Annotated in this window: 28 protein-coding genes and 1 other annotated feature; of the genes, 3 read left to right on the top strand and 25 right to left on the bottom strand. The window is 44.0% G+C overall.

What is annotated here, in order from left to right:
- Positions 1 to 12: 12 nt before the first annotated feature.
- From ftsA to typA, 6 genes are all read right to left on the bottom strand, one after another.
- The gene (gene ftsA, locus J1C86_RS03205) at positions 13 to 1,371 is read right to left on the bottom strand and encodes a cell division protein FtsA (protein ID WP_002904044.1); all 1,359 of its coding nucleotides are present in this window, start codon (positions 1,369 to 1,371) and stop codon (positions 13 to 15) included.
- Between the two features lie 121 nt (positions 1,372 to 1,492).
- Positions 1,493 to 2,704 carry a cell division protein FtsQ/DivIB gene (locus tag J1C86_RS03200; RefSeq protein WP_101771134.1) on the bottom strand — a complete coding sequence of 404 codons (1,212 nt, stop codon included), beginning with the start codon at positions 2,702 to 2,704 and terminating at the stop codon, positions 1,493 to 1,495.
- Entirely contained in the window at positions 2,701 to 3,771 is a 1,071-nt protein-coding gene (locus J1C86_RS03195; RefSeq protein ID WP_061592102.1) for a UDP-N-acetylglucosamine--N-acetylmuramyl-(pentapeptide) pyrophosphoryl-undecaprenol N-acetylglucosamine transferase, read from the bottom strand. Before J1C86_RS03195 ends, J1C86_RS03200 begins: the two co-directional genes overlap by 4 nt.
- Position 3,772: 1 nt before the next feature.
- Positions 3,773 to 5,125, bottom strand: coding sequence for a UDP-N-acetylmuramoyl-L-alanine--D-glutamate ligase (gene murD, locus J1C86_RS03190; RefSeq protein WP_125408823.1), 1,353 nt, complete (start codon positions 5,123 to 5,125; stop codon positions 3,773 to 3,775).
- Positions 5,126 to 5,343: 218 nt separating this feature from the next.
- Positions 5,344 to 5,613: a DUF3165 family protein gene (locus tag J1C86_RS03185; protein WP_002907048.1), complete on the bottom strand. Its 270-nt coding sequence runs from the start codon at positions 5,611 to 5,613 to the stop codon at positions 5,344 to 5,346.
- Positions 5,614 to 5,636: 23 nt separating this feature from the next.
- Positions 5,637 to 7,484, bottom strand: a complete 1,848-nt coding sequence (gene typA, locus J1C86_RS03180; RefSeq protein ID WP_032916279.1) for a translational GTPase TypA — start codon at positions 7,482 to 7,484, stop codon at positions 5,637 to 5,639.
- Between the two features lie 180 nt (positions 7,485 to 7,664).
- Here typA and J1C86_RS03175 point away from each other — a divergent pair, with 180 nt between their 5' ends.
- Positions 7,665 to 8,390 carry a 16S rRNA pseudouridine(516) synthase gene (locus J1C86_RS03175; protein WP_125408822.1) on the top strand — a complete coding sequence of 242 codons (726 nt, stop codon included), beginning with the start codon at positions 7,665 to 7,667 and terminating at the stop codon, positions 8,388 to 8,390.
- 65 nt (positions 8,391 to 8,455) lie between these two features.
- On the opposite strand, the gene J1C86_RS03170 is transcribed toward J1C86_RS03175, so the two are convergent.
- The 3 genes from J1C86_RS03170 to J1C86_RS03160 form a co-directional block, all read right to left on the bottom strand.
- The gene (locus J1C86_RS03170) at positions 8,456 to 8,836 is read right to left on the bottom strand and encodes a rhodanese-like domain-containing protein (RefSeq protein ID WP_002898044.1); all 381 of its coding nucleotides are present in this window, start codon (positions 8,834 to 8,836) and stop codon (positions 8,456 to 8,458) included.
- Between the two features lies 1 nt (position 8,837).
- A complete protein-coding gene (locus J1C86_RS03165) occupies positions 8,838 to 9,056 on the bottom strand; it encodes a YqgQ family protein (RefSeq protein WP_002898045.1) in 219 nt (72 codons plus the stop codon).
- Positions 9,057 to 9,147: 91 nt separating this feature from the next.
- Positions 9,148 to 9,663 carry a Dps family protein gene (locus tag J1C86_RS03160; protein WP_125408821.1) on the bottom strand — a complete coding sequence of 172 codons (516 nt, stop codon included), beginning with the start codon at positions 9,661 to 9,663 and terminating at the stop codon, positions 9,148 to 9,150.
- Between the two features lie 166 nt (positions 9,664 to 9,829).
- Between J1C86_RS03160 and J1C86_RS03155 the strand changes: the two genes are divergently transcribed.
- The gene (locus J1C86_RS03155) at positions 9,830 to 10,492 is read left to right on the top strand and encodes a prepilin peptidase (RefSeq protein ID WP_125408820.1); all 663 of its coding nucleotides are present in this window, start codon (positions 9,830 to 9,832) and stop codon (positions 10,490 to 10,492) included.
- Here the strand turns inward: J1C86_RS03155 and J1C86_RS03150 are convergent.
- On the bottom strand, positions 10,486 to 10,935 hold the full coding sequence (locus J1C86_RS03150; protein WP_011836639.1) for an effector binding domain-containing protein: 450 nt from the start codon (positions 10,933 to 10,935) through the stop codon (positions 10,486 to 10,488). The genes J1C86_RS03155 and J1C86_RS03150 overlap by 7 nt on opposite strands.
- Positions 10,936 to 11,013: 78 nt before the next feature.
- Here J1C86_RS03150 and J1C86_RS03145 point away from each other — a divergent pair, with 78 nt between their 5' ends.
- Complete coding sequence (locus J1C86_RS03145) at positions 11,014 to 11,913, top strand: helix-turn-helix transcriptional regulator (protein WP_002911953.1); 900 nt, start codon at positions 11,014 to 11,016, stop codon at positions 11,911 to 11,913.
- A 205-nt stretch (positions 11,914 to 12,118) separates the two neighbouring features.
- Here J1C86_RS03145 and trpA read toward each other — a convergent pair whose 3' ends face one another.
- From trpA to J1C86_RS03070, 15 genes are all read right to left on the bottom strand, one after another.
- The gene (trpA, locus tag J1C86_RS03140; RefSeq protein ID WP_002900932.1) at positions 12,119 to 12,898 is read right to left on the bottom strand and encodes a tryptophan synthase subunit alpha; all 780 of its coding nucleotides are present in this window, start codon (positions 12,896 to 12,898) and stop codon (positions 12,119 to 12,121) included.
- A complete protein-coding gene (gene trpB / locus J1C86_RS03135; protein ID WP_002900933.1) occupies positions 12,891 to 14,114 on the bottom strand; it encodes a tryptophan synthase subunit beta in 1,224 nt (407 codons plus the stop codon). The genes trpA and trpB (J1C86_RS03135) overlap by 8 nt, the downstream gene beginning before the upstream one ends.
- A complete protein-coding gene (locus J1C86_RS03130; RefSeq protein ID WP_125409401.1) occupies positions 14,104 to 14,691 on the bottom strand; it encodes a phosphoribosylanthranilate isomerase in 588 nt (195 codons plus the stop codon). The genes trpB (J1C86_RS03135) and J1C86_RS03130 overlap by 11 nt, the downstream gene beginning before the upstream one ends.
- Complete coding sequence (trpC, locus tag J1C86_RS03125; RefSeq protein WP_002900936.1) at positions 14,678 to 15,445, bottom strand: indole-3-glycerol phosphate synthase TrpC; 768 nt, start codon at positions 15,443 to 15,445, stop codon at positions 14,678 to 14,680. The genes J1C86_RS03130 and trpC overlap by 14 nt, the downstream gene beginning before the upstream one ends.
- Positions 15,442 to 16,446 (bottom strand): anthranilate phosphoribosyltransferase, encoded by a 1,005-nt coding sequence (gene trpD, locus J1C86_RS03120; protein WP_002900938.1) that lies wholly within the window; start codon positions 16,444 to 16,446, stop codon positions 15,442 to 15,444. The genes trpC and trpD overlap by 4 nt, the downstream gene beginning before the upstream one ends.
- Before the next feature lie 10 nt (positions 16,447 to 16,456).
- Positions 16,457 to 17,020 (bottom strand): aminodeoxychorismate/anthranilate synthase component II, encoded by a 564-nt coding sequence (locus J1C86_RS03115; RefSeq protein ID WP_002900940.1) that lies wholly within the window; start codon positions 17,018 to 17,020, stop codon positions 16,457 to 16,459.
- Entirely contained in the window at positions 17,017 to 18,375 is a 1,359-nt protein-coding gene (gene trpE / locus J1C86_RS03110; protein WP_048772679.1) for an anthranilate synthase component I, read from the bottom strand. Before trpE ends, J1C86_RS03115 begins: the two co-directional genes overlap by 4 nt.
- A 403-nt stretch (positions 18,376 to 18,778) precedes the next feature.
- The gene (gene trpB / locus J1C86_RS03105) at positions 18,779 to 19,960 is read right to left on the bottom strand and encodes a tryptophan synthase subunit beta (protein ID WP_125409403.1); all 1,182 of its coding nucleotides are present in this window, start codon (positions 19,958 to 19,960) and stop codon (positions 18,779 to 18,781) included.
- 62 nt (positions 19,961 to 20,022) lie between these two features.
- Positions 20,023 to 20,252 (bottom strand) — a binding site (T-box leader).
- A 75-nt stretch (positions 20,253 to 20,327) separates the two neighbouring features.
- Positions 20,328 to 20,867 (bottom strand): VanZ family protein, encoded by a 540-nt coding sequence (locus tag J1C86_RS03100; protein WP_125409405.1) that lies wholly within the window; start codon positions 20,865 to 20,867, stop codon positions 20,328 to 20,330.
- On the bottom strand, positions 20,854 to 21,942 hold the full coding sequence (gene rlmN, locus J1C86_RS03095) for a 23S rRNA (adenine(2503)-C(2))-methyltransferase RlmN (protein WP_002911938.1): 1,089 nt from the start codon (positions 21,940 to 21,942) through the stop codon (positions 20,854 to 20,856). Before rlmN ends, J1C86_RS03100 begins: the two co-directional genes overlap by 14 nt.
- Entirely contained in the window at positions 21,939 to 22,520 is a 582-nt protein-coding gene (locus J1C86_RS03090) for a YutD family protein (protein ID WP_125405550.1), read from the bottom strand. The genes rlmN and J1C86_RS03090 overlap by 4 nt, the downstream gene beginning before the upstream one ends.
- 181 nt (positions 22,521 to 22,701) lie before the next feature.
- Positions 22,702 to 23,745, bottom strand: a complete 1,044-nt coding sequence (locus tag J1C86_RS03085; RefSeq protein WP_125405547.1) for a SepM family pheromone-processing serine protease — start codon at positions 23,743 to 23,745, stop codon at positions 22,702 to 22,704.
- A complete protein-coding gene (gene coaD, locus J1C86_RS03080) occupies positions 23,732 to 24,226 on the bottom strand; it encodes a pantetheine-phosphate adenylyltransferase (RefSeq protein ID WP_002921993.1) in 495 nt (164 codons plus the stop codon). Before coaD ends, J1C86_RS03085 begins: the two co-directional genes overlap by 14 nt.
- Positions 24,216 to 24,764 (bottom strand): 16S rRNA (guanine(966)-N(2))-methyltransferase RsmD, encoded by a 549-nt coding sequence (rsmD, locus tag J1C86_RS03075; protein ID WP_185755731.1) that lies wholly within the window; start codon positions 24,762 to 24,764, stop codon positions 24,216 to 24,218. Before rsmD ends, coaD begins: the two co-directional genes overlap by 11 nt.
- 69 nt (positions 24,765 to 24,833) lie before the next feature.
- Positions 24,834 to 25,322 carry a YcxB family protein gene (locus J1C86_RS03070; protein ID WP_002921995.1) on the bottom strand — a complete coding sequence of 163 codons (489 nt, stop codon included), beginning with the start codon at positions 25,320 to 25,322 and terminating at the stop codon, positions 24,834 to 24,836.
- Between the last annotated feature and the right edge of the window lie 30 nt (positions 25,323 to 25,352).

The raw sequence follows: 25,352 nt of genomic DNA, 5'->3' as shown, positions 1-25,352 counted from the left end.
TCTGTATTCTCCTTAATCAAACATTTTGCCAATTAGGTTGCGCATCCGATCTGTAATACCGGTTTTTGGTTCTTGGTTTGGCACATCAGCACTGGCAACTGGAACTTCTTGAACCGGTTCCTCAGGAATCTCATCAGCTGGTTGAGGTTCAAAGCGTGGTACTGACTGAGCAGGACGCTCAAAGGATACAGGTCGATGGCGCAGTTGCTCATCACCATGAACAGCAACCTGAGCCAGCATATCCACATCTGTTAAGTTTCCAGCATACTCTGACAAGCTGATAACATGTGCAAAGGCTGGGTTGCGAATGCCGATTTGATTTGGCACATAAAGCTTGACATTCACGCCAAACACTTCCTGAGCCAACTCAACCACTCCTGGAAGAATAGCTGCTCCACCAATAATCACAATACCGCCTGGCAACTCGAGAAGATGCCTTCTATCCAAATCGCGTTTGATTTGCTCAAAGATGTGTTGGATACGAGCAGAAATAATCTCAGCCAGATACTTTTCAGTTACTTCAACCGGCTCAATCTCGCCAATCACTTCTACTTGGAAGGACTCTGTGCCAGCTTCTGGAACATAAGCAGACCCATAGTTAAACTTGAGACTTTCAGCCAACTTTTGCGAAGTCTTCAAAACCTTGGAGATATCCTTGGTTACGTAGTCGCCGCCTTCTTGGTATATATTCGTATATTGAAGTTCTTGACCTCTAACAGAAGCTACTGTAGTTTGACCGCCGCCCATATCAATGACAGTTGCACCAAACTCACGTTCCCCTTCGTTCAAGATTGACTTAGTCATTGCCAATGGGGAAATAATAACGTTCTCAAGCTGAACTCCCGCGCGCTCCACTGTCTTGCGGAGGTTGTGGAGAATAGTCCGTGGTCCAGTGTAGAGAAGACCACGCATTTCTAAGCGAATCCCCATCATACCGCGTGGGTCACGAATCCCTTGGAAACCATCCACTACAAACTCTTCTGGGATGAAAGTAATCACTTCGCGATCAGGAGTCATACTCTTAGTCAGAGCAGATCTAACAACATTCTCTACATCTGTATCTGTGATTTCCTTAGAATCACTAGTCACAGGAATCATACCCTGAGTAGGCTCAATCTGTAAGAGATTAGCCGGAAGTCCGACGTTAACTAAACCAATTGAAATGCCTGCCTTTTCTTCTGCTTGAGAAATAGCTGTCTTAATGGCAGCAGCAGCAGCCTCAATATCAACAATAATTCCATCTTTAACGCCAGCACTTTTGGCGTTGCTGACCCCAATAACATTCATTTCATCGTTGATGTGCTCTGCCACCAACACTTTAATTGAGCTAGTTCCTATATCTAATCCAGTAAAAAAGCCGTCTCTAGCCATTACACCAGTCCTCTCTATCTTCCATGTTTCCGGTCTATACTAATAACGCTAAAAATTAGAGTTACCCAAGCTTTATTATAACATAAAGAAACTGAAAATGTGCAGTTTTTCTACATATAATTTAGCGATTTTCAGCAGTTCCCGGGTTTTCTGTCGAATTTTGCGGCTCTGCAGGTTCTTGTTCCTGACTTTCTGTCACCTGCTCAGCCGCTTGTTCTGTTGGCTGTCCCGTCGATTCCTCTTCTGCTTTCTGCTTTTCTTCATCAGAAGAAGATGACTCGTTTTGAGCTCCTTCAACATAACTAAAAATCCCTGCTTCCATATCTACAACACTAGGTACATCCTCTTCCAGCTGCGATTGGATTCCCTTGTAATATGGCAGTTTTTTGGCAATATGCGAAATTGGTACCAAGACTTTGTTGCCATCATGCATGGTCAGCGTAACCAAGTCTGGTGTCACCTTGCTTGGAGTCAACTGAACTGTCTTAATATTTTTCTTGACCGAAGCCGGTACCTTTTCAATTTGAAGGGCAAATTCCTTAATCAATTTTTTATCTGAAAACTCTATCGAAATATGGGTTTCCGGCATAGAATCTGCAGCAGTTGGTTCCGAAATAATCTCCCCATTTGTCAGAATAGGATAGTACTGGCCACCTTCATGCAGATAGGCCAGAACTCCGTACTCCTTGACCTTTACCTGAAAAGTAATCGGAAACTGATAAGCCATCTCCAGGTTGTTAATCCAAGGACTAGAAGCTTTCATATTGCGGATATGATTGCCGCCATTGATAAAAGTTGTTAAAGTATAGTCCTTCTCATCAATTTTACTGCTTTTGAGCAGATCTTCCTGACTGACCATTTGATTCCCTGAAAATTTGATTGTCTTCATGGTCGCCAGTGGCGTCAAAAAATAGACTGACAGGAGAAAAATCAAGCCACTGCCCAGCAAAACCGGCAGCGCTCGATAAATATGAATCCTCGAGATATGCACCTTAGCAGCTTCTTTTTCTGCCTTTTTCTGAAGTTTCTCCAGTTTTTTGCGCTCTTTCTCGCCCAATTCGGTCTCTAGCTCAGGTTCAGATGAGTCATCTTCCAAATATTCTGTTTCTTCCTCTTCATAAGATGAGTCGTCTTCTTCCGTCTCTTCAGCTATTTCTCCGCCTTCGATTGAGTCCTCAGCTTCAGCTTCTTTTACTTCCTCTTCTTCCAGCTCCTTCTGTTTACTTGCTTCTTCCTGAGCCTTCTTTTCAAGATATTCTTTGTTTCGTTTCTGCCATTCAGATAGGTGCTCACTTACCTCTTCCTTTGGCTCATCGTGGTTTTTCTTGCTCATTTCTTTCCCTTGTCAATATCCGCTTTCAATAAAGCATAAAATTCATCTACAGACTTGATTTCCTGAGAATTTTTCATAGCTTGATGATAAGAAGCTTGGTTCGCCAAAAGGTCATCAAGAACTGTCTGTAAATGGCTCATATCCAGCTGTTCCTCTGCCAATTGCTTGGCATATCCCTTTTTCACAAAATAATCCGCATTTTCAATCTGATCGCCGCGGCTGGCTTCGCGTCCCAGAGGAACGATAATATGCAGCTTAGCCATAGCCAAGAGCTCAAAGATTGTATTGGAACCGCCGCGAGTCACCACTACATCTGCCAAGTCCATCAAAGGCTGGTAGAGCTCTGTCACATAGGCTCTGCGAAAGAGACGGTCAGACAGAACATCCAAACTTGCATCGCCTGTCAGATTGATAACGTTGTAGCGTTCGGTCAGCACAGCTTGATTCTGGCTGACAAAGTCATTGAAGACCTTAGCACCAGCAGAACCACCGACAAAAAGCAGGGTGGGCAGCTCATTATCAAAATACTGACGAATTTCTTCTAGTTCCTGCGGTAGAACTGACTCTTGGTTACCGACCTTGGTCACAGCTCCGACATGCTCAATCTTGGTTAGACTGGAACTTTGCTCAAAGGTCGCATACATCTTTGTCGCACACTTATAGGCGATTTTATTGGCCAAGCCAATGGATAGATCCGACTCATGAACATAGACTGGCACTCCGGACAGTCGGGCTGCAATCACAGGCGGAACGGACACAAAGCCACCCTTAGAAAAGAGGGCCTGCGGCCGTACCTTGAGCATAATGCCCAGCGACTGGAAAATCCCCCAGACGACCTTAAAGCCATCCAGCAGATTCTGCCAAGAAAAGTAGCGACGAAGCTTGCCCGTAGCTACCGAATGGAAGGTCACGTCCAGTCCTGACTTTTGGATTTCCTGATACTCAATACCATGCTTATCGCCAATATAATGGACCTGCCAGCCTTCTTTGATAAATTTCGGAATTAGGAGAAGGTTGAGGGTTACATGGCCGACCGTTCCTCCACCTGTAAATACAATCTTTTTCATCTTAACCTTTTAATTCTTCAAATGCAGCGAGAAATTCTTCGCCACGTACTTCAAAATTACTATACATATCCCAGCTGGCATTGGCAGGACTGAGCAAGACAATGTCTCCTGGCTCCGCTTGAGCAAAGGCCTTATGAGCTGCATCCCGGACATCAGTCGCATCTAGATAAGAAACGCCAGCCTGATCAGCTGCTCTCTTTACACGCGCAGCCGATTGTCCTAGGATAACCATTTTCTTGAGACCTTTGAGGTCAGGCACCAACTCGTCAAATTCATTACCACGGTCCAAGCCGCCTGCAATCAGAATCACCTTGCTATTGTCAAAACCAGATAAGGCTTTCTGGGTTGCCAAGATATTGGTAGACTTGCTGTCATTGTAAAAGGCAACCTCATTCACCTGCCCCACATACTGGAGGCGGTGCTTAACACCACCAAAAGCAGACAAGACTTCTTTGATCGTCTGATTGTCAATGCCACGCAGTTTGGCTACTGCAATCGTAGCCAGAGCATTTTCGACATTATGACTGCCAGGGACGCCGATTTCAGCCGCCTGCATAATCGCTTCTCCACGGAAGGTCAAGACATCACCCTCTAAATAGGCACCATCCACCTTTTCAGTTGTTGAAAAAGGGACAACAGTAGCCTGAGTATGGCTAGCCATTTCCTTGGCCCAGTCCTGATTGAAATTCAAAACCAAATAATCATCAGCTGTCATGTTTTTCTGGATATTCCACTTGGCAGCTGCATATTCCTCAACAGAGCCGTGATAATCCAAATGAGTCGGCATGAGGTTAGTAATAACAGCGATTTGCGGATGAAAATCTTCAATCCCCATCAACTGGAAGGAAGACAGTTCCATGACCAATGTATCTTTGCTGCTGGCTGTTTGGGCTACCTGACTAGCAGGAAAGCCGATATTACCAGACAATAAACCGTTTTGACCGCCAGCCGTCAAGACTTGCGCAATCATGGTTGTTGTCGTCGTTTTGCCGTTTGAACCCGTAATACCAATAATCGGTGCTTCCGAAATCAGATAAGCCAACTCGACTTCAGTAATAACTGGAATCTTCTTCTCCAGAGCTCGGACGACCATGGCATTGTCATAAGGAATACCTGGATTTTTCACCATCAGTTCAAAGTCTTCGTCCAGCAACTCCAAGGGATGACCTCCTGTCACCACTTTTATGCCTTCTTCTAGCAAGGATTGGGCAGCAGGATTTTCCTCAAAAGGTTTGCCGTCGTTAACTGTCACGATAGCTCCTAATTTATCTAAAAGGCGAGCTGCTGACTCACCCGACTTGGCCAATCCCAAAACCAAGACCTTTTTATTGGTAAAATTTGTTATATTTTTCATAAGCAACCTCTTCCATTCATACTTCATTCTATTTTACCTTTTTTTGTGAAAATAAAAAAGTCATAGGAGTCTTTTATTTTCGACTGTAAGCAAGTTTTGAAAAAAATGATATGTTTTCATCTATTTGAAATATTTTGTAACATAAACCTATTGTTTTTGTAAAGAAAAAGAGCAAAAGCTCAAAACGTCTATCCGACTTTCTAAGCTCTTGCTCTTTTTTATTCTTCATCAAAATTCTTTTTTGATTTCTTAGGCGTCTTGAGGCGATTGATATCCCGCAAAGCCAAGACAGTCACTACGGATAGGCCGAAACCTACAAAATATTCAGCCGGCAACTGGAAAATTTTAAAAATGCCTAAGCCAAATAAGATAATTAAGGCTACAATCAGTAGCACCATGGTCACTGCATTAACAGTCCCTTTAATACTGGATGGAACAGCAAAAATGTAGAAAAAGAGGATTAAAATCCCAATGATAAGATAAACCATCTTGCTGCTCCTTTCCTTTTTGCTTATTCAGCTGCAGCTGATTTTTTCTTTTTATTGGCTTTTTCGCGTTCTTGTTTGTTCAAAATTTGCTTACGCAGACGAATAGATTCTGGCGTTACTTCCATGTACTCATCATCGTTCAAGAACTCCAGCGATTCTTCCAAGGTCAAGATACGTGGTGTCTTGATAACCGCTGTCTGATCCTTGGTTGCAGAACGAACGTTGGTCATCTGCTTGGCTTTAGTGATATTAACAGTTAAGTCATTTTCACGAGAGTTTTCACCGATGATCATTCCTTCATAAACCTCAGTACCTGGGTTAACAAAAATAGTTCCGCGCTCTTCGATAGACATGATAGAGTAGGTCGTTGCCTTACCAGCATCGATGGAAACAAGCGCACCACGGTGACGTCCACCAATTTCACCTGGAATCAATGGCAAGTATTGGTCGAAGGTATGGTTCATGATACCGTAACCACGGGTCATTGACAAGAACTCAGTTGAGTATCCGATCAAACCACGCGCTGGAACAAGGAAGACCAAACGAGTTTGACCATTACCAGTTGAGATCATATCCAACATTTCACCCTTACGTTCAGAAAGGCTTTGGATAACAGATCCTTGGTATTCTTCTGGAGTATCAATTTGGACACGCTCAAATGGCTCGCACTTAACGCCATCGATTTCTTTTACGATAACTTCTGGACGAGATACTTGCAACTCATATCCTTCACGACGCATGGTTTCGATCAGGATTGACAAGTGTAATTCGCCACGACCTGAAACTGTCCACTTATCTGGTGAATCTGTTGGGTCAACACGAAGGGATACGTCTGTCTGCAATTCTGCTTGCAAGCGTTCTTCCACCTTACGAGAGGTTACCCATTTCCCTTCCCGGCCAGCAAAAGGTGAGTTGTTGACCAAGAAAGTCATTTGAAGCGTTGGCTCATCGATGTGAAGGATTGGAAGAGGCTCAATGGTATCTGTCGGTGTAATCGTCTCACCAACAAAGATATCTTCCATACCTGATACAGCAATCAAGTCACCCGCTTTTGCTTCGTTGATTTCACGACGCTCCAAGCCAAAGAAACCAAAGAGTTTTGTGACACGGAAGTTCTTCGTTGTTCCGTCTAGTTTAGAAAGGGTAACTTGGTCCCCAACCTTAACAGTACCACGAAAGACACGTCCGATACCAATACGACCTACAAAGTCATTGTAGTCCAAGAGTGAGACTTGGAACTGCAAAGGTTCATCAGAGTTGTCCACTGGAGCTGGGATATGGTCGATAATGGTATCAAAGATTGGTGCCATTGTTTTTTCTTGATCAGCAGGATCGTCAGAAAGTGAAGAAGTTCCGTTGATAGCTGAAGCATAAACAACTGGGAAATCAAGCTGGTCATCGTCTGCACCAAGCTCAATGAAGAGTTCTAATACTTCGTCTACTACTTCTGCTGGACGAGCTGATGGTTTGTCGATTTTGTTGACAACAACGATTGGGACAAGATCCTGTTCCAGGGCTTTTTTCAATACGAAACGAGTTTGTGGCATGGTTCCTTCGTAGGCATCTACCACCAAAACAACACCGTCAACCATTTTCATGATACGCTCAACTTCTCCACCGAAGTCCGCGTGTCCTGGTGTGTCCATGATATTGATACGAGTTCCATTGTAAGCAACGGCTGTATTTTTAGCAAGGATCGTAATACCGCGCTCTTTTTCGATATCGTTTGAGTCCATAGCACGCTCTGCCAACTCTGTACGAGCATCAAGAGTTTCAGACTGCTTCAATAATTCGTCAACGAGGGTTGTTTTCCCGTGGTCAACGTGGGCGATAATCGCAATGTTACGGATATCTTCTCTTAATTTTGTCATGATTTCCTCTGAATTTTTAAATTTTATTTCTAACTGAACAATTATACCACAGACGCAGGCAAAAAACACGGCTTTGATGAGTGTAAATGTTTTCATTAAAAAATATGGGAGCTCCGTGAGGATTTGCATTTCCCATCCTGAAAATTTATGATATGATTTAGAAAAAAATAAGGAAAACAGATGCGCCTCGACCAACTGCTGGCTGCCAATCATATCAGCCGAAAAAAGATGAAACAAAGCCTTTTGCAAAAACAGATTTTAGTGGATGATAAGCCCGCCTACAAACTCAGCCAAAATGTTGATACCGGCCTGCAGCAGATTACTTTTCAAGGCAAACATGTCAGCGGCACTGCCCACCGTTACTACATGCTGAATAAACCCGCTGGCGCAGTCACAGCCAATCGTGACGCTGAAAAATTGACTGTCCTGGATTTGCTGGATAAGGAGATAGAGAAAGAAAATCTTTACTCTATCGGACGGCTGGATAGAGATACCGAAGGGCTTCTTCTGATTACCGATAATGGTCCTCTGGGATTTCAGCTGCTGCACCCTCAATACCACGTTGAAAAAACTTACTATGTAGAAGTCAATGGACCTTTAACCTCTCAGGATAAAATTACCTTTCAAGAAGGCATTCGCTTTTTAGACGACACCGTCTGTCAGCCTGCCCAGCTTTATATCCTCTCTACCAGCTCCAGTCTGAGCCGTGCTAGCGTCAGGATTTCTGAGGGGAAATTCCACCAGATCAAAAAGATGTTTCTGGCAGTTGGTGTCAAGGTCACCTATCTCAAGCGAATTCAATTCGGAGATTTTACATTAGACCCAGATCTAGCAAAAGGCGATTACCGTGCTTTGAACCAAGAAGAATTAGGGGTTATTAAAAAATATTTGGAGAAAAGTTGGTAAAACAAAAAAGCTTTAAAAAATAAAGCTTTTTTCTTAATTCCTATATCCGTTCATGAATCGTTTTATCAGCTAGCCTTCACCTTTCCGTTCCAAGAATCCAACCCATAAGAAAGAATATAGATTTCTTTAAATCCTTGTTTTTTCAGATACAGAGCCGCATTGGTTACGCGCTGACCGCGACTATTTTCATAGAGGAGAACAGCCTTGTCCTTGCGAAGTGCACCGACACTTTCCTTGAGCTGCTGAGATGGAATATTGCGAGCGCCTAAGATATGCTTCCGATGAAAATCAGATGGATCCCGCAGATCAACCAACTGACCTTGGCGAATCAAGTCTTCAAATTCTCCGTTATCCACGATTTTTGCCGCCTGACGAAGGCGTAGATAATTAAAGCCCATCCAGCCAATTATTCCCAAAAGTACCGCCCACAAAATCCAAATTGTCATCTCAAGTCTCCTTTTTCTTTTCTAAATATTCTAACTCTAAGCGATGTTCTCGGCGCAAGACAGCCTCCGCCTCAAAATAAGCTAGCTTATCCATTAGACCGGCGTCGTAAATCCTCTTCAGCTCAATTTTCATCATCTCAATATCGTAAAGGCGCTTGCCCATATAGATAATGATGCCGAAACTTTTAAGAAATTGCTGAACATCATACAGGGTTTTCATGAGCTATATTTTATCAGATTTTCCAGTGTTTTTCAAGATGAAAAAACAGAAAGGAAAGCCTGTTTCCTTTCTGTTTGGCATGGATAACTTTTTATAAACCTGGTGCTTGACCAATTTCAGCTGTCAGCATCCAGATAGTCTTTTCAAGGTCAGCCTTGGCACCAACAAAGATATCATTGGTTACATCGTCCCCCTCTTCGTCTGTTACATCCAAAGCTTCTTGGTAAAGACTTGTCAGATAACGGAAAATCTCAATCACACGCGCCAGACTTTCTTCTACATTCTTGCTGAATTCACCAGCTTTTTCTTCAATCTTGCTGTGTTGGATAAATTCTGTCAATGTAGAATAAGGCTTGCCTCCCAGTGTAATCAAGCGCTCGCTGACTTCATCCAAAGTTGTATCCAAAGTTTCCATGTATTCATCCATTTTTGGATGCCAAACCATGAAGCCTGCGCCACGCATATACCAGTGAACTTGGTGAAGAGCAATATGAGCTGTATAAAGGTCTGCCACTACTTGGTTAAGAATAGCCTTAGTCTTTGGCAAAGCCTTTTGATTGCTGAAAGTTGCTACGTCAGTTGCTGCACCATTTTTTACTTGTATCATTGTATCTACCTCTTTTTTATTTATAATGATTCTAATCTTTTTAGATTATGGTTTAATTATAATGCTTCTAAATAAGAAAGTCAAGACAAAAGATTCAAAAAAAGACTTTATTAGAAAAGTCGCAAAATTTCAGAATTTTTCTGTTTAAATTTACGAATAAATAAGTATGATTCATCTATACTTATTTATTATTGGCATTGTCTTTGCCTCATTCCTAGGCTTGGTCATAGACCGCTTTCCAGAGCAGTCTATCATCACCCCAGCTAGTCATTGCAATGCCTGCGGGAAAAGGTTGGCACCGCGTGATTTGATTCCTATTTTTTCCCAAGTCATGAACCGGCTTCGTTGCCGCTTCTGCGGAGACAAGATTCCCTTACGCTATTTATTTTTTGAATCTATCTTGGGCGGTCTTTTTCTGGCATCCTCACTTGGCACGATTTCCATCAGTCAACTTCTACTGCTCACTATGGGCTTGATCCTAGCCATCTACGATCAAAGAGAGCAGCAATACCCCTTGATGGTCTGGCTGTTTTTTCAGCTTTCGCTGATGATGACAACAAGTGTCAATCCTCTCATGTTCTTCTTTTTAACCCTAGGACTTCTAGCCTTCTTTTACAATCTCCATATCGGAGCTGGAGACTTTCTCTTTCTGGCGTCCTGCTCAGCTATTTTCAATCTAACAGAAATTCTCCTTCTTATCCAAATCGCTAGCTTCTCTGGCCTCGCCTGCTTCTGCTTTAAAAAGAAAAAAGACAGGCTAGCATTTGTACCTTGTCTTTTGTTTGGTGTGGTGGTGATTATTTCTTATAAATCCCTACTCTTTTACTGAACTGGAACCCAAAGCTCAACTTCTGCATCCATAGGATTCCCGTTTAAAAGTATTTCTAAGATAATTCCATCTTGGTAAAGGGAACTGCTTTCTTCCTCAAAAAAGTTATCCTCCAATTGGTCAAACAGGAGTCTTGATTTATCACCACTGGCTGAACTTACTAAATAATCTTTCTCTGGGACGAGAATGCTTTCGTAGTCTGCCACAGCATTCTTTGCCGCAACTCCTGCGTAGTATTGAATACCATCTTTATGAGGAACAATCAAAGCATAGCCTTTTTTGTCTAGAGAATGGGGCATCAATTTCCCCAGCATTCCTTCTTTAAATAACTGAGCGTAGAACGCTGTCTTCTCTTTAGAATAGTGCTGTTCATGAACCGTAGTTCCTTCTATCAAAATACTCCTGCCAATCAGGGTAAACGATGGTTTGGTTTGATGTTTCATTATATGAACTCCTTTCTTTATGGTATAATCATAACAAAAGTAATATGACATCTATCTGTCATATTTAAGGAGAAAATCATGAAAATTGACCGTCAAATGGGAATCATTTCTCATTTAGTAAATCAACGAAAAACAACAGCTAAAGAACTATCAGAACTTTTTAAAGTCAGCACCCGAACTATTATGAGAGATATTGATGATTTATCTCTTGCAGGCATTCCTCTCTATGTAATGAAAGGAAAAAACGGAGGAATTTTTCTTATGGAAGACTTTCAAACTGATAAACCTCCCTTGACTCAATCCGAACGACTTTCAATCGAATCCGGTTTAAAAAGTCGCTATCAAGTATTGGAAGATACCTCTACTTTCAATGCTATATTGAAATTAAATGCTACCAATACATACTCTGATTTCGAAATTGATTTGTCTCTATCTCAAGGGAACTTGGAAATACGAACTTTGATTTTTAAGTTATTGGAAGCTATCAGAGGTAGAGTAAAAATAAAATTTTCCTATATTAATTCACAAGGACTGGTGAGTCAAAAAAATTGTGAGCCTTACCGTATTGTCTATAAGGACCGGAGTTGGTATATGGATGCCTACGATACTGATAAAGCGCGTTTTTCTGTTTTTAAAGTTGCTAGAATTAGTGAACTTACTCTCTCTGATACTTTTTCAAAAAGACATTTTACACCACTTCCCTATGATGGTGGTACATGGATGAATGAAAACAAAGTACCTGTCATCCTACATGTCCAGAAAATTGTCCTTGATCGATTTGTGGAACTCTTAGGCTATAATGCCATAAAACCTATTAATAGCAATATTTACGAGATTACTTATCCTTTAAACGACAATGATTGGGGATACAATACCTTGCTTGCTTTTGGAAAATACATCACTGTTATATCTCCTAAGCATTTCTTGAAACATTTCACCAGCTATATAGATACCATTCATAAGCAATATCCAAACTAATATTCAATCAACATCAAAAATCAAACATTTCTTAAAAATGAATTATACGAAACTTACTTTTTTATGGTGATAAAATTCAAGAACATGGGTCAGGCCCTAGTTCTTATCCAAATCGCTAGCTTCTCTGGCCTCGCCTGCTTCTGCTTTAAAAAGAAAAAAGACAGGCTAGCATTTGTACCTTGTCTTTTGTTTGGTGTGGTGGTGATTATTTCTTATAAGCTGCTGCTTCTTGGATAAAGGCCGCTATACTGGCGTCCTTTTCATGAAGAGCTTTGACAATCTTAGATCCGACAATGACTCCGTCTGAGACTTGATTGAAGCGGTCAACATCCTCTAAAGTCGAAACGCCAAAGCCCGTCAATACTGGAATCTCTGCAATATCACGAAGCTTACTCAAGTGCTGGTCCAAATCATCGCGGTAGCTTCCGCTCTTACCTGTCACACCGTTGATGGCTACAGCATAGATAAAACCTTCAGCTTCCTTGATCAGCTCCTGCTGGCGTTCTAGTCCAGTCGTCAGGCTCACTAAAGGAACAAGAGCGATATCTGAATCTTCCAGTAAAGGCAAGATGAAATTTCTATGTTCGTAGGGCAAATCTGGAATAATCAATCCTTTAACCGGCGTCGTAGCCAAATCCTTGACAAAATCTTTGAGCCCGTACTGGAAAATTGGATTGAAGTAGGTCATGATGATGAGAGGCAGCTGAGTGTCCAACTTCTGCAAGCTTGCGATTAAAGACTTGGCGGAAGTATGGTGACCCAGACTTCTCAGACCGGCTTCTTCAATAACTGGCCCGTCTGCAACAGGGTCTGAAAACGGCAGACCGATTTCAATGGCTGACACACCCAAGTTTTCCAAAAATGCGATAGTTTCTGCTAATCCTGCTAAACCTTTCTCATGATCGCCAGCCATGATATATGGAAGGAAAATTCCCTTACCTGCTTTTTTGATGGCTTCTAAATGCTGAGTGAGTGTTTTAGTCATGGGCACCTCCTTTTTGAGCCGCTTCTCTTTCCAAGCGTTCCTTTACCTGAACGACATCCTTGTCACCACGGCCGGATAGGCAGACAATCATTGATTTATCTGGTCCCAACTCCTTAGCCAGCTTAACTGCGTAAGCAATAGCGTGGCTAGACTCTAGAGCGGGGATAATCCCTTCGATACGAGACAGGAGCTGGAAGGCTTCCAAGGCTTCTTCATCTGTGACTGGGACATAAGTGGCGCGCTGGATAGCATTAAAATGAGAATGTTCTGGACCGATGCCTGGATAGTCCAGCCCAGCAGAGATAGAGAAAGCTTCCAGAATCTGCCCTTGCTCATCCTGTAGGACATCCATCAAGGCACCATGTAAAACACCCGGCCGTCCCTTGGTTAAGGTCGCAGCATGTTCATCTGTATCCACGCCCCGCCCAGCTGCTTCTGTTCCATACATAGCAACTGCGCTATCGTCTACAAAGGGATAAAAGAGCCCAATAGCATTGGAGCCACCGCCAACACAGGCTACTAAAGCATCTGGCAAGGCACCTGCATTTTGCTCAGCAAACTGACGCTTGGCCTCACGACCAATCACGCTCTGATAGTCGCGAACAATCTCTGGGAAAGGATGGGGTCCCAAGGCTGAGCCCATAATATAGTGAGTATCATCCACCTGAGCCACCCAAGCTCGCAAGGCAGCATTGACTGCATCCTTGAGGACTCGAGAGCCATCGGTCACTGACTCCACCTTGGCTCCAAGAAGTTCCATCCGAAAGACATTAAGGGCTTGGCGCTTGACATCTTCTTCACCCATGTAGATAGTACAGTCCATGTTGAAAAGGGCTGCAGCTGTAGCGGTGGCCACTCCATGCTGACCCGCGCCAGTCTCGGCAATGATTTTCTTCTTGCCCATTCGCTTGGCTAATAGAACCTGACCTAGAGCATTATTGATTTTATGGGCACCGGTATGGTTGAGGTCTTCCCGCTTCAGATAAATCTTAGCACCGCCAGCATAGGCTGTCAGATTTTTAGCAAAATAGAGAGGATTCTCCCGCCCTACATACTGCTTCAGCAACTCGTCCAGCTCAGCCTGAAAGGCTGGGTCTTTTTTACTCTCACGGTAGGCTTTATCCAGCTCCAAAACTGCTGTCATCAGTGTTTCGGGAACAAAGCGCCCACCAAACTCACCGTAAAATCCTTCTTGATTGGGTTGATTATATGCCATGTTTCACTCTTTCTATAAATTCTTTTATCTTTTCTAAGTCCTTCTGGCCGTCAGTCTCAACACCGCTTGAGACATCAACTGCGTAAGGAGCGAAGTGCTGAATCGCTTCTCGGACATTTCCTGCATTCAAACCACCGGCGATAAAGAAGGGCTGGTGGATTTGATTCTTGTCAAAAGATTGCCAATCAAAGGTCTGGCCACTACCAGCAAGAGGTGCATCAAAGAGCAGGTAGTCCGCTTTTTGGCTGACATCTTTTAACGCTCCCTTGACCTGATAAGCTCGAATAACCGGCCGGCCAATCTCAGTCAGAAGATCTTCATTAAAACCGCCATGAATCTGCACCAAATCCAGATTTGCCACCGAAATAGCTTCCTGTAGCTCTGCCAAGCTCGGAGAGACGAAAACTCCTACCTTTCGGACAGCAGGCGGCACCAAGGCAGCTAGATTCTGAGCTTGCTCCAAACTGACCCTCCGACGGCTCTCAGCAAAGACAAAGCCAATGTAATCTGCACCAGCCTGGCATGCAGTTTCCACAGCGCTGGCCGTTGATAAGCCGCAAATCTTAACCTTTGTCAATTTTCAGCTCCTTGATTTTTTCTGCCACATCCTCTGCCTGCATCAGGGCTGTTCCGACTAAAACCGCATGGAAATAAGGAGCTACCAGCTCAGCATCTTCCTTGCTGAAAATAGCGGACTCAGATACATAAACCCTGTCATCTTTGAAATGGGCAGACAGCTGGAGACTGGTATTGATATCTGTCTCAAAAGTGACTAGATTGCGGTTATTGACACCAATAATCTGAGCTCCTATTCTATGGGCAATTTCCAGCTCCGCCAGATTATGGGTTTCGACCAAAACTTCCAAGCCTAACCCCGTCGCAAAATCATAGAGTTCTTGCAGCCGCTTTTCAGACAAGGCAGCCACAATCAGAAGAATAACCGTCGCTCCGGCATTTCGGGCGCGAACAATCTGCTTTTCATCAATGATAAAGTCCTTATTGAGGGTTGGAATGGTCACTTGACTGGAAATCTCTCTCAGGTAATCCAGATGTCCTTTGAAGAAAATCTCATCTGTCAGGACCGAAATCATGGCTGCACCGCATCGTTCATAGGTGCGAGCCTGCTCCACAATATCCACACCGAGATTAATATCTCCCAGACTGGGGCTGGCTTTTTTAACCTCAGCAATCAGCTGCAGCTCTTGGGACTGGCTTTTGAGATACTCATAGAGGGAATAGGTTGAGCGCAGAGGCTGCAGCTCTTCATAGGACATAGCCGCCACTTCCTGCTCTTTTTGCTTTAGAATGGTCGGGAGAAATTCTTTGCTCATTTTTGATACTCCTGTAGTTGCTTGAGTTTTTCATAGGCTGCGCCACTAGCAATTACTTGGCGGGCCAAAGCTATTCCTTCTTCTATGCTGTCTGATTTCCCATTAGCATAGAAGCCCAATCCCGCATTCAAAACTGTCATTTCTAGATAGGAGCTGGCTTGATTTTGCAGGACAGATAGCAGAATTTCTGCATTTTCCTTGGCATTGCCTCCACGAATCGCTTCAAGAGGTATTTCTTCCATGCCAATATCTGATGGCAGAAAGCTGTGCAGGCTGATTTGCCCATTTTCCAGCAGAGCATACTGGGTACGACCATGAAGACCCGCCTCGTCCAAACCATCTGGACCCGACACGACTACTGCGCGCTTACGCCCCATATTTTTTAAAACCTCTGCTGTGCTCTCTAACATATCCGGCCGGCTGGTCCCCAAAAGCTGAGTTTCTAGACTCATGGGATGGATAAGGGGGCCAGTTAGATTCATGATTGTGGGAATGCCTAAGCTAAGACGTGCTGGCATGATGTATTTCATGGCTGGGTGCATATTCTTTGCAAAGAGAAAGACGATACCTGTCTGCTCAAAAACCTTGCCCAAGCTAGCAGCGTCCAAGTCTAGATTGATACCCAGAGCTTCTAACACATCAGCTGAGCCTGACTTAGAAGAAATGGAGCGATTGCCGTGCTTGGCCATCTTAATCCCGCCACCTGCCAGTATAAAAGCTGCCGTAGTCGAAATATTGAAGCTGAAAGACTTGTCTCCACCGGTACCGCAATTGTCCATTGCAGTGCGAATAGTGGTTGGAATCTGCTTAGCATGGCCTCGCATTACCTGAGCCAAAGCAGTTCGTTCCTCAATCGTCTCCCCCTTCATCTTAAGCCCCAGCAAGAAAGCTACAATTTGAGACTCTGTCACCCGTCCAGTGACAATACGCTCAATAACATCTGTCATCTCAGCGCTGCTTAAATCCTTAAAATCAGCTAGTTTTGCAATTATCTCTTTCATACATCCTCCTTTATTTTACTAAATCGATGAAATTCTTGATAGACGACAAGCCGTCCGGCGTGCCAATACTTTCTGGATGATACTGAAAACCATAAATGGGCAGACTCTTGTGCTGGATAGCCATGATCGAGTTATCATCAGCCGCCCGAGCCGTCACTTCAAAATCCTCCGGCATCTCCTCAATCAAAATCGAATGATAGCGCATAACCGGCTGTCCATCCTCTAGCCCCTCATAGATAGGAGATTTTCCCTCAAAACGCAGAATACTTTGTTTGCCGTGCATGACTTTGGGAGCCAATCCTAGCTTTCCGCCAAATACTTCTGCAATGGCTTGGTGCCCCAAGCAAATCCCCAATATCGGCTTTTTACTAGTAAAATCACGGATAAGTTCTTCCATCCGTCCTGCATCTGCTGGCCAGCCTGGACCCGGAGATAGAACCAAAGCATCAGCTTCTTCTGCCGCTTGATAAAGGCCTGCATCATCATTACGCAAGACCTTAACTTCTGCAAAATTGCCGATATACTGGGCTAGATTGTAAGTAAAAGAATCATAATTATCAATCAATAAAATCATTGCATCTCTCCTATCTTGGTCATTGATTTGGCCTTGTTGATGGTTTCTTGGTATTCATTAGTAGGGATCGAGTCATAAACAATACCCGCTCCAGCTTGAACGTAAGCTCTGCCATTTTTCAAAACCATAGTGCGTATAGTGATGGCAAAATCCATATCGCCTGTCGCAGACAGATAGCCAATAGCCCCCGCATAAACGCCACGTTTTTCCTGCTCTAGCTCATAAATCCGTTTCATGGCTCGAATCTTAGGCGCACCCGAAACGGTGCCGGCCGGCAGGGTTGACTTGAGCGCATCCATAGCTGTCAGTTGAGGCAGAAGCTGACCACGGACCACACTGGTCAGGTGCATGACATAGCGGAAATACTCTACCTCCATGTACTTAGTGACTTCCACGCTGTTATTCTGGGCAATTTTACCGATATCATTACGCCCTAAATCAACTAACATACGATGCTCAGCCACTTCCTTCTCGTCAGCCAGCAACTCCTTCGCCAAGGCTTTATCTTCTCTTTCATCCTGCCCGCGCGGTCTGGTCCCAGCAATAGGATTGGTCGTAACCTGCCCCTGCTTGACAGAGACCAGACTTTCTGGGCTGGCTCCGATGATCTGATAATCCCCGAAATCATAAAAGTAGAGATAGTTGGAAGGATTGGTCACACGCAGATTGCGATAGTAATCCAGTGGCCTACCAGAATACTCTGCTGAAAAACGCTGACTGAGAACGCATTGGAACATGTCTCCCTGCCGAATCAAGCTACGCGCTTCTTCCACCATTTTTTCAAAAGTTGCTTGCTCGATATGACTCTGGAAGTTCAAACTGGATAGTTCCAGCGGTGAAAATTCATCTACCGCTGGCTGCGCCAGCTCAACCATAATCCTCTCCAGACTGGCAGCTAAATCAGCTTCGCTTCTATCACTGTAGAGGGCCTCCTCAAGGATATAGACCTTGTCTTTTTTATGGTCAAAAACCATGTAACTCTCATAGACGAAAAAGTGCATATCCGGCGTCCCAATCACATCAGCTGGAATCTGGCCAATCTCCTCATAGAGGGAAATCATATCGTAGCCAACAAAACCGATGGCTCCACCACCAAAAGGCAGGTCTGAATGATGATCTTTTTTTACGGCTAACTCATGCAAATAGTCCAAGGGATCTGCCTTGATTACTTGCCCATTCTTTGTTAACTGGCCATTTTCATAGCGGACTTCAAAGACTGGATTATAGGCTAGGATAGAAAAGCGGGCTGTCTCGCTATCTCTCGGAATACTTTCCAAAATCACCTTGTGGTCACCCTGAATCCGCATATAAGCCAGAATCGGCGATAAAATATCAGCTGGTAAAATCTTTTGCATAATTTTTCTTTCTATTTAATCAGAAGCGTTTAAGGAGGAACAAACTACTAGCTATGACCGTATTCCACAAGAACAGATAGCACCTGTCCACTGTCATAACTGGCTCCAGAACTACAGAAAAACGCCCACACAGTTCATCCTGTGAGGGCGTATCATCGCGGTGCCACCTCAGTTATGGAGTTTTCAGGCTCCACATCTCATTTACCTATTTGCAGTCATTTAGATCCCTTTTAGCACAAGGCAGCATACTATTTTACAGCAAAGTAAGCTAACAAAGTGATAAAAGTTCAACTAAAGGACTAAATGTTGACTCCAGCAGCCCATTTCATAACTTCTCCTGCCTGTTCTCAGCAACCACAGACTCTCTGAAAGGAGGGATGTTACTACTCTTCTGCTGGGTATTTTATTTTCGTTTTTCTAGATAGTCGGCAATGGCTGCCACATCCTTGTCTCCACGACCAGATACATTGATAATGATGATTTGGTCAGATGATAATTGCGGAGCTCGCTTGATGGCTTCAGCAATGGCGTGAGAGCTTTCAATCGCTGGCAAAATTCCTTCCTTTTGTGTCAAGAGAAGCAAGGCATCCACAGCTTCATCATCTGTCGCTGCCACGTATTCTACTCGACCGGAATCTTTAAAGAAAGCATGTTCAGGACCAACTCCAGGATAGTCCAAGCCTGCCGAAATGGAGTAGACCGGCGCCACCTGACCATCTTCAGCAAAGACAGCGTAGGTCTTCATGCCGTCCACTACTCCGACACTTCCCTTGGTCATGGTCGCTGCATGCTGGTCTGTATCAAGACCCCGTCCAGCCGCTTCAACACCAACCAGCTTGACTTCTTCATCCGCCACATACTGAGAAAAAGCGCCGATAGCATTGGAGCCACCGCCTACACAGGCAATGACATAGTCTGGCAAGCGGCCTTCCTTGTTCAAAATCTGCCGGCGAGATTCTTCACTAATCACCTTTTGAAACTCATGGACAATCGTCGGATAAGGGTGAGGACCGACAGCAGAACCCAAAACATAGAAGGCTTCCAAATCACTCATCCAAGCCCCAAAGGCTGCATCCACAGCATCCTTGAGAGTTTTGGTTCCTGTTTCCACAGCGTGAACAGTCGCTCCCATCATTTCCATGCGGAAGACATTAAGGCGCTGGCGCTCTACATCCTCTGCACCCATGTAAACATCGCACTTCATACCAAACTTAGCTGCGGCTGCCGCAGTTGCCACACCATGCTGACCAGCTCCAGTTTCAGCGATGACTCGGGTCTTGCCCATGCGCTTAGCTAGAAGAATCTGCCCCAAAACATTATTGAGCTTATGAGAGCCCAGATGATTGAGATCTTCCCGCTTCAGATAAATCTTCGCTCCGCCCAGGTGCTGGGTCAGACTTTCTGCATAGTAGAGCGGAGTCTCCCGACCTGAATAATCCGCCAAATAATGCCGGTATTCATTTAAAAATTCTGGATCATCCTTATACTTCTCAAAAGTAGCTTCCAATTCATCCAGCAAGGCCTGGATAGGCTCCGGTACAAAGGAGCCGCCGAATTGTCCAAAATATCCTTTAGTTTCTGTCATCTTGATTGCCTCATTTCTTTATTTTCAAGCAAAACAAAAGCCCACACACAGAAAAAACTCTGTGTGAGGGCGTAAAATCGCGGTGCCACCTCAATTATGGAGCAAAGTATAGACTGCCTCCATATCTCTGTCTTGTCTAACAACAAGCTGCACTGTAAGGTGTGCTCACCGAATTTTTATTGCTTCAAATTCATTTTTTGCATCAGCCCACTTCATAATCTTCCACTGCCTGTTTCCACCAACCACAGACTCCCTGAAAGTAGAAAAAATTATTACTTTTCTGATGATTTATTTTATTATAGGCCTTTCCCTTTTTCTTGTCAAGAAAAAATTTAATTTTTTCTCCTAAATCCGAACCTTTCTCTCGCTAATCTCTTTTGAAAGCGTCGCCTTGACGATTTTTCCAGATTTTCTGACCAAGCTGAAATGCCCGCCAAGCCAGATAACCACCCAAAGTATTGGTCCAGAGATCATCAATCTCAAAGACTCGATTGGCGTTAATAAGAAGGTCCAGCAGAATCTGAGTCACTTCGATAGACAGGCTTATCCCAAAGCTCAGCCATACGACCTTCTTTGTCTTCCGCAACTTCGGAAAGAGGCAAAGCAATTGAAAGATTAAGGGCGATAGCAGAAAGATATTGGCTAGATTTTGGATAAAGACCTTGACCAGCTGGATCCAAGAGGTAATCTCGCCAATATTGACAAAGGAATTAAAAGGGATTAACAAAACCACTATTCGACCAAAATACTGGATTCCTGGCGTCTCCATTCCCGGCTCTGGAACTTGAGGAATAAAGCACAGAATGCAAAGCATCAAGAAATAGAGCCAGCTTCCTCCGATCAGCAATCTCCGTCCCTTAGCAGTCAACTCACCGTCTGAAGTCAGGTAGTTCTTAAGGCTGAACATTTTCTACCAATGCTTTCTCGCGATCACGCTTCATAGTATTGGAACGCAGCTGGCCGCAGGCTGCATCAATATCTGTACCATGTTCCTGACGAACCACACAGTTGACTCCATTTTTCTTGAGGGTATCGTAGAAGGCCATCACGCGCTCTTTGGGACTGCGACTGTATTGGTCGTGCTCGCTAACGGGGTTGTAAGGAATGAGATTGACATAAGACAGCTTCTTAATGTTCTTGAGCAGCTCAGCCAGTTCCTTGGCCTGCTCTACCCCATCATTGACTTCATTGAGCATGATGTACTCAAAGGTCACACGACGGTTGGTCGTCTCAATATAGTATTCGATAGCCGCAAAAAGCTTTTCGATAGGGAAGGACCGGTTAATCCGCATGATGCTGGTCCGTAAATCATTATTCGGGGCATGGAGGGATACAGCTAGATTAACCTGCACACCTTCATTGGCAAAGTCACGAATCTTATGAGCCAGCCCTGAAGTCGAAACCGTGATATGGCGGGCTCCGATAGCCAAACCTTTGTCATCATTGACCGTCCGGACAAACTTGAGCACGTTGTCATAGTTGTCAAACGGCTCACCGATTCCCATAACCACGATGTGGCTGACCCGCTCATCCTGACCACGCTCGTCAAAATACTTCTGAACCAGCATAATCTGAGCTACAATCTCACCGTTATTGAGATCGCGTTGCTTTTTAATCAAGCCGGAAGCACAGAAGGTACAGCCGATATTACAACCTACTTGGGTGGTCACACAGACTGAAAGTCCATAGTGCTGGCGCATGAGCACCGTCTCAATCAGCATACCATCCGGCAGCTCAAAGAGGTACTTGACCGTACCGTCAGCCGACTCCTGAACAATGCGCTGTTTAAGCGGATTGACGACAAACTGATCATTTAGCTTGGCAATCAAGTCCTTGGATAGATTGGTCATCTCCTCAAAAGACTGGACCCGCTTGCGATAGAGCCACTCCCAAATCTGGGCAGCACGGAATTTCTTTTCTCCCTGAGCTTCCGCCCATTCAATCATTTCCTGACGCGTTAAGCTATAAATAGATGGTTTCATTTTTCTCCTTTATTCTGGCGAATTACAAAATGGCGATTGCTGTCTTTTGGCTTTCTCTGCCTATCTTGCTGGGAATTGCTGCGAGAGCGCTTATTGTCCCTTTTAGAACGACTGTCTCGGTCTCGGTCACTTCTGCGATTGCGGTTGCTGCCTGAACGGCTGTTGCGAGAACGTTTTGACCGACCTTCTGACTCTTTCTTGCCATGCGATTTTTTATCAAAGGAAGCGCGCTGGGGATTTGGATTTTCCAAGACAAAATAAGCACAGCCGTAGCTGCAGTACTCCAGCAAATAGTCTTCTAAGCGGCTAATCTTCTCATCGCTTTCATTAGCCCGCTCATCCTTGTAAAAACCGCGCAGGCGCAGCTGCTCGTTGCCCCAGTCACCGACAATATAGTCAAACTTGGTGAGAATTTCTGAAAAGCGCTGATGAAAGGCAGTCAAGTCAAAGCCTTCCTTATAGTTCTCAATCAATTCAAACTCGAATTTTTCTGCAACAATCTTGCTATCAATCTGTTTAAACTCTGGTCCTGGGAATTTATTATAATTATACAATTCAGGTGAAATATCTTTACGCATACTCTTCCTTTAACAATCTTGGATAGTTTATCTACAACACTTTATTCTATCATAAATCAGCCAGTATTTCGCGGACTTTTCATCAAAAATATCTTTCTGAAAAAAGTCAGACGATTTAAAGCAGAGAAGACCAGCTGATCTTGTCTGTCTCACAAGAAAAATCTTAGCAAAAGCTAAGATCTTACTTATTCTTTTTCAGATAGTCAATGGCGTCCTGCAGCGTTTTAACTGGAACAATTTTCATATCCGTTTTAATCTTCTTGGCTGTCTCCAGAGCCGTTTGGTAGTTATTCTTCCCATTAGGAGAAAGCTTCTTCTCTTCTTCTGTGAGTTCATTGTTCGGTGCAAAGAAGATATCTGCTCCGCTTTGGGCTGCTGAAACAACTTTCTTATCAATTCCGCCGATTTCACCAACTTCGCCTTCTCGGCTGATGCTGCCAGTCCCTGCAATATCGCGGCCGTCACGAAGGGTCGGATCAACCAACTGGGTATAAATAGCGAGACTGAACATGAGACCAGCACTAGGACCGCCGATACCCTCAGTTGAAAATGTAATCGGAATATTACTGCTGACTTCCGTCCGGTCTATCAGACTAATCCCAATCCCGTTCTTACCGTTCTCCAACTTGATAACCTTACCAGTTGCCGATTTCTCCTGACCATCTTCTTGGAAAGTCACCTTGATTTTATCCCCAAGCTTCTGCGAGTTGACATACTTAACCAGCTCCTCAGAGCTTTCAAATGTCTTATCATTGACACCAGTTACCGTATCAGCAATATTGAGAACTCCCTTGAAGGTTGAGTTATCAGCCACCTGCAAGACATAAACTCCCAGATAGTCCATTTTGATCTCTTTACCAGCCGTTGTCAACCCTTGATATTTAGCCATATTTTGTGATGTTTCCATGTAAAATTGGTTGATCCGATTGAACTCCTCATCCGTGGAGCCACCCGTCATATCCTTGGCAGAATAAATATCTGTAAAAGGGGTCAGCCAAGCATAGACCAGATGAGCAAAGGTTGCCTGCTCTACTCCGACCGTCACAAAGTTGTAGGAACCCGCTTCCTTGTCGGCCTTATTATCAACCAGCAAGACCTGACGAACATCCTCGGCACCACCAGGAACTTCTATATAATAAGGCAGACGAACGTAAAGAGCTGCTATAAAAAAGGCAATAGTGACGCCAATGACCGTCGGCAATATAAACTTCTTAATTCTTTTCATCGTTGATTCTTTCTAATTCTTTGATTACGCTTTGGGGCACATAGGCCGCGATATCCTGCTGAAAAGCAATCAGCTCACGAATACGTGATGAACTGATATGCTGATAGACTGGTTTGCTGAGCAAGAAAATCGTCTCCATTTCTCCTGCCAATTCCTGATTGAAAAAGTTCATATTGGCTTCATAGTCTAGATCTTGACTGTTACGGAGACCGCGCACAAAGGCTTGGGTTCCTAGTCTTCTGGCCACTGTCACTGCTAGCTCATTCTGAGAAGTGATGACCTCGACATTTCGCAAATGTTGCAGAGCTTCTTTGACTATCCGTTCTCTGGCTTCAATTGTGAAAAAGCCAGACTTTTCCCGGTTATAGAAAATCCCTACATAGAGCTTATCAAAGAGCCTGCTGGCCCGCTCAATCAGGTCCACATGGCCCTTGGTCATCGGGTCAAAAGACCCTGTGAATAATCCTATCTTATCTGACATACACCGTCACCTTTGAAATTCCATATATCTTCTGTTTCCAAATGCCTAGCCCTGCGATTTCCTCAGGTAATTCCACTTCCTTTTCTGTCTCACAGACTACTAGGACATCTTGGCTCAAGAGCTGGCCTTCCTCCAGCTTCTCAAGGTCAGCCACAATCTGCTCCTTGGCATAAGGCGGATCCAAGAGGACTAAGTCAAAAGCTCCCGTCAATATTTCCAAGGATCGGCCAGACTCCATCTTGAGCAAGTCAAAACGTTCCGGCTCCTTGGTCATCTGAATGTTCTCTGAAATGATAGCCTGAGCTCTGCGATCCTTCTCTACTAAGACAGCTGTCTCCATGCCTCGCGAAATAGCCTCAATGGCCAAACTCCCGCTCCCAGAATAAAGATCCAGCACCCGACCGCCGTCAAAATAGGGACCAATCATATTAAAAATTGCCCCCTTGACCTTATCAGTCGTAGGCCTAGTCGTCTTACCGTCCAAAGTCTTGAGGGGCCTACCCCCGTATTTACCTGCAACAACTCTCATAAAAAACATTATAACACACATCGCACAAGAGGCCAATTTTTTGAAAACTTGACAGATTAAAAACAGAAGCACCCCAAATTAGAGACTTCTGTTTTCTTTTAATTTCAGTAAAAAATCAATTAATTCAGGCTGACAGTCTGCCTTATCCAAGATCAGTCCCATTGACCGACCAACCATAATATAAAAAGTTTCTGGCTTGTCTATAATCGCCATAATATCTTGGTAGTCAAATCTGGCATTGTTATTCCGATTAACGACACGAAAGTCTGTCTCATAGAAGCTAAACTCCTGCTCTATATCATGCCAGAGGGGGTTGCCTCTATAAAACTTTTTAATATGTCGATTCATGGACAGATAGTAAAGAAAAGGAAGGACAGCCACAGTAACAAGAAAAGCTACGCCTGGCAAAGGTTCCCCGATAAAAAAACAGATTGCACCGCATATCAGCACCACTATCTCAGGGAGAATCAGTGAGAAGATTCCATTTTTTTTATACCAGAAATTGGTCCAAGCGAAACGGCGATAAGCTTCTTCTGTCATGATCGTTTTTGCTGTCATTGGAAACATCTCTCTACCTCCAAGTCATATTCCTCCCTA

Origin of the sequence: Streptococcus sanguinis, assembly GCF_050220005.1 — a bacterium.
Classification (GTDB): Bacteria; Bacillota; Bacilli; order Lactobacillales; family Streptococcaceae; genus Streptococcus; species Streptococcus sanguinis_Z.
This window is presented reverse-complemented; position numbering and strand designations above follow the sequence as displayed.